Source organism: Paracoccus binzhouensis, assembly GCF_016446475.1.
Lineage (GTDB): Bacteria > Pseudomonadota > Alphaproteobacteria > Rhodobacterales > Rhodobacteraceae > Paracoccus > Paracoccus binzhouensis.
This window is the reverse complement of sequence record NZ_JAEHFP010000198.1, coordinates 1-3,768: the sequence shown is the minus strand read 5'-3', so window position 1 is coordinate 3,768 and position 3,768 is coordinate 1. Positions and strand designations below refer to the sequence as shown.

The window sequence follows — 3,768 nt, the reverse complement described above, 5'->3', positions numbered from 1 at the left end:
GGCCAGGTCTGCGATCTGTTCTCCGACGAGGAGTGCTACAACTACTTCAAAACCGCCGGGTATGAGGCCGATTGAGTGCAACAGGCTCATGTCCGGGCGCTGGCGGCGCGGGGCAGGGACGTCCGCGTCACCGATTTCCACCAGACTCCGCTTGCGGACGAGGTCGCCGGCCGCGATTATGACATCGCCGGGCTGATCACCGAGGAATGGCTGCTGGCCAATACCCCGGCCACCACGGCCGACTACTATATCTGCGGCCCGCGCCCCTTCCTGCGCGCGGCGGTCTCGGCGCTGTCGCTGGCCGGGGTGGCCTCGGACCGTATCCATTACGAGTTCTTCGGCCCCGCCGACGAGCTTCTGGCCGCCTGAGGAGAGCGCAGCATGGACGATTTCACCCTGGCGCGGATCGTCCATGTCGTCGCGGTGCTGATGTGGATCGGCGGCGTGGGTTTCGTGACCCTGGTGGTGATCCCGGCGATCCGCCGGCTGCATCCGCCGGGCGAGCGCCTGGCCGCCTTTCACGCCATCGAGGGCCGGTTCTCGCCCCAGGCGCGGCTCTGGGTGGCGCTGGCCGGGGCCAGCGGGCTGTGGATGACCTGGCGCGGCGGGATGTGGCAGCGTTTCGCCGAACCGGCCTTCTGGTGGATGCACGCCATGCTGGCGGTCTGGCTGGTCTTTGCCGCCATGCTGTTCGTGATCGAGCCGCTGTTCCTGCATCGCCGCATGGCGGCCTCGCCCCAGGCCGGGCGCGATTTCGACCGGCTGGGCCGCCTGCATGTCCTGCTGCTGGCCGGCTCGCTCATTGCCGTGATCGGCGCGGTGGGCGGGGCGCATGGCCTGTTCTGACGGCCCGCGGCGGATCGCGGCTGCCGGCGGCGGCCGTCCTGTCGTAACATGGGCTTCCGATCCGCTGCGAAAGGTTCCCTAGCCATGGTGATGCCATGTCCGCGCCCCTGACCCCGGCCCTGCGCCAGATCGCCAGCCAGTCGCGGCTGTTCTCGACCATGCCCCCGGCGCTGTCCGAGCAGTTGCTGGACCAGGCGCGGGTGGTGCAATACCAGCGCGGCGCGCCGATCTTCTACCAGGGCGACATCGCCCGGGCGCTGCATATCGTCGCCGACGGCTGGGTGAAGCTCTATCGGCTGTCGCCCGGCGGGATCGAGGCGGTGGTGGGCACGATGACGCGCGGGCAAAGCTTCGGCGAGCCGATCGCGCTGCGCCGCGCCGCCTATCCGGTTTCGGCCGAGGCCTCGACCGATTGCCGACTGATCACCGTGCCCTCGGACGCATTGCTTTCGGCGCTGAAATCGCGGCCCGAGGCGGCGATCTCGATCATCGCCTCGACCTTCCAGCACCTGCAGGCGCTGGTCGAGCAGATCGAGGAGCTGAAGGCGCGCTCGGGCACGCAGCGGGTGGCGGGCTTCCTGCTGGAGCTGTGCCCCGAGGGGGCCGAGGATCGCGCCACGGTGACGCTGCCCTATGACAAGGCGCTGATCGCCGGCCGGCTGGGCATGAAGCCCGAAAGCCTGAGCCGCGCCTTTGCCCGGCTGCGCGACCATGGGGTGCAGATCCGGCAGAACAGCGCCGAGATCGGCTCGATCCCGGCGCTGCGCGAGGTGGTCGAGGGCGATCCGGGCGATGCCTGGTCGCGCTAGAGCGCGCTCAGCATCCCGATCAGCGCCAGCCACAGCAGCAGGGGCGTCATCACCGCCGGCAACCAGCCGGGCGCGCCGGCAAGGTGCAGGAACTGCCCCAGGATCGCCCGGGCCTTCAGCGCCGCCAGAGCCAAGAGCCCGGCCCCGGCCAGCGGCCCTGCGCCCTGCGCCAGCGCCACCGTGCCCAGCACCAGGGCCAGAAGCCAGAGCCAGGTTTTCGTCAAGGCATCCATCGTCTAGCCCAGCAGATAGATCGGCGGCAGGATCAGCACCCAGACCAGGTCGACCATGTGCCAGAACATGGCGCCAGCCTGCACCGCATCGGGCCGGGCGCGCCAGGCGACCAGCGCCAGCAGCGCCACCCCGGCGATGACATGCGCGGCGTGAAAGCCGGTCAGCAGGTAGTAGAAGGTGAAGAACGGGCTGGCTTCCATGCTGATGCCGCGCTGCCAGTCGCCGGCATATTCCACCGCCTTCAGCCCCAGGAAGGCCAGCCCGCCCAGGCCGGCAAGGCCCAGGCCCAGCCGCGCCGCGCGCTTGCGGCTGCGGGCCGCGGCGCGTTCGGCCCGGGCGGCGGCATAGCCGGAACTGACCAGGATCACCGTGTTCAGCGCCGCCAGCCGGCCGTCCAGCAGCGCCTGTGCCTCGGCAAAGCCGGTGGGATCGCGCAGGCGCAGCGCCGCCATCACCGTGATGCCGGCGGCGAAGACCAGCAACTCGGAGAGGATCAGCACCCACATCAGCAATTCGCCGGGAAGATCGTCCAGCCGCATCACGACACCAGCTGGCGATAGATTTCCGGCAGGGCGCCGACCAGCCGGTCGGGATCGCGGATCACCGCGAAACCGCCGCGGCCGAAGATGCGCGGGAACCAGGTTTGCGCCGCGCGGTCGATGGTGATGCCGAAGACCGCATGGCCGGCGCGGCGGGCCTCGCGCACCGCCATGGCGCTGTCCTCAATGCCGTGCCGGCCCTCGTAATGGTCCAGATCGTTGGGCTTGCCATCGGTCAGCACCAGAAGCAGCCTGCGCGACCGGCCTTGCGTGGCAAGCCCCGCCGAGCAATGCCGGATGGCGGCGCCAAGGCGGGTATAGAAGCCGGGGCTCAGCGCGTTGATGCGTGCCTCGACGCCCGGACCCATCGGCTCGTCGAAATCCTTGCAGCCATGCAGCCAGACCCGGTCGCGGCGCAGCGACGAGAAACCCTGGATGGCAAAGCGGTCGCCGCAGCCGTCCAGCCCCCAGGCCAGCGCGGTCAGCGCCTCGCGGGCGATCTCGATCACCGGCCGGCCCGAGACCATGCTTTCGGTCGAGCGCGACACGTCGAGCAGGATCGACACCGCCAGGTTGCGCCGGCCCGGCCGGGACTGGCGCCAGATGCGGTCGCTGCCGCGCCCGGTGGCGCGCAGATCGGTGACCGAGCGCAGGGCGGCGTCCAGGTCCAGTTCCTCGCCGTCGGGCTGGCCGGACTGCATGGTCCGGGCCGGGCGCAGTGCCTGGAAGCGGTGTTGCACGGCGCGGATGCGGCGGCGGGCGGCGGCGTCGGGCGGGGATTGCAGCGCGGTATCGCCGCCGGCGGGCGCGGCCAGCACCCGGCAATGGTCGGGCAGATAGGCCTGGGCGCGCGCATCCCATTCGGGATAGGTGAAGGCGGCCGAGAGCCGTTCGCGGTCCACGTCCTCGGGGGCAAGGTCCAGGTGCAGCTTCAGCCGGGTCGCCGGGGCCTTCGAGACCTGGCCCAGCCCGATCTCGTCCTGGTCGTCGGCGGCCTTCCTGGCGTTTTCCAGGTCGTCATCCTCGACCCGGCGGTTGAGGTTCAGGAACTGCGCCCAGGACAGCATGGCCTCGAACTTGTAAAGGATGATGCTGTCCTTGCGCTCGGCCTGGTCGGCCTTGTGGCGGCGGGCCTTGCGGGCCGGGCCGTCGCCGGCTTCCTCGGCCTCGCCGTCCGTCGCCGGCTCGGCGGTCTCGGAAGGGGCCGACAGGCGCGGGGCGCGCAGGTCGGGCCACATCGGCACCGGCCGGAACGGGCGATAGCTGCGCGGCGCAGGCGGCGCGCGGCCGGGATCGTCCAGAAGCGCGGTGTCGGCCGGGGCGGGATCGCCCAGCAGCCG

Annotated in this window: 6 protein-coding genes; 3 read left to right on the top strand and 3 right to left on the bottom strand. The window is 71.0% G+C overall.

Going from position 1 to position 3,768, the window contains the following annotated elements:
• Positions 1 to 75: 75 nt before the first annotated feature.
• From I9P22_RS23565 to I9P22_RS23555, 3 genes are all read left to right on the top strand, one after another.
• The gene (locus I9P22_RS23565) at positions 76 to 369 is read left to right on the top strand and encodes an NO-inducible flavohemoprotein (RefSeq protein WP_233253566.1); all 294 of its coding nucleotides are present in this window, start codon (positions 76 to 78) and stop codon (positions 367 to 369) included.
• A gap of 12 nt (positions 370 to 381) precedes the next feature.
• Positions 382 to 846 carry a hypothetical protein gene (locus I9P22_RS23560; protein WP_199262607.1) on the top strand — a complete coding sequence of 155 codons (465 nt, stop codon included), beginning with the start codon at positions 382 to 384 and terminating at the stop codon, positions 844 to 846.
• Positions 847 to 941: 95 nt separating this feature from the next.
• A complete protein-coding gene (locus I9P22_RS23555) occupies positions 942 to 1,655 on the top strand; it encodes a Crp/Fnr family transcriptional regulator (protein WP_199262605.1) in 714 nt (237 codons plus the stop codon).
• On the opposite strand, the gene I9P22_RS23550 is transcribed toward I9P22_RS23555, so the two are convergent.
• The 3 genes from I9P22_RS23550 to I9P22_RS23540 all read right to left on the bottom strand — a co-directional run.
• The gene (locus tag I9P22_RS23550; protein ID WP_199262602.1) at positions 1,652 to 1,888 is read right to left on the bottom strand and encodes a cytochrome C oxidase subunit IV family protein; all 237 of its coding nucleotides are present in this window, start codon (positions 1,886 to 1,888) and stop codon (positions 1,652 to 1,654) included. The genes I9P22_RS23555 and I9P22_RS23550 overlap by 4 nt on opposite strands.
• Positions 1,889 to 1,891: 3 nt before the next feature.
• The gene (locus I9P22_RS23545) at positions 1,892 to 2,428 is read right to left on the bottom strand and encodes a cytochrome c oxidase subunit 3 (RefSeq protein ID WP_199262600.1); all 537 of its coding nucleotides are present in this window, start codon (positions 2,426 to 2,428) and stop codon (positions 1,892 to 1,894) included.
• Positions 2,428 to 3,768 (bottom strand): nitric oxide reductase activation protein NorD (locus I9P22_RS23540; protein ID WP_199262598.1); only part of this gene is annotated, 1,341 nt, incomplete at its 5' end. The genes I9P22_RS23540 and I9P22_RS23545, both read right to left, overlap by 1 nt.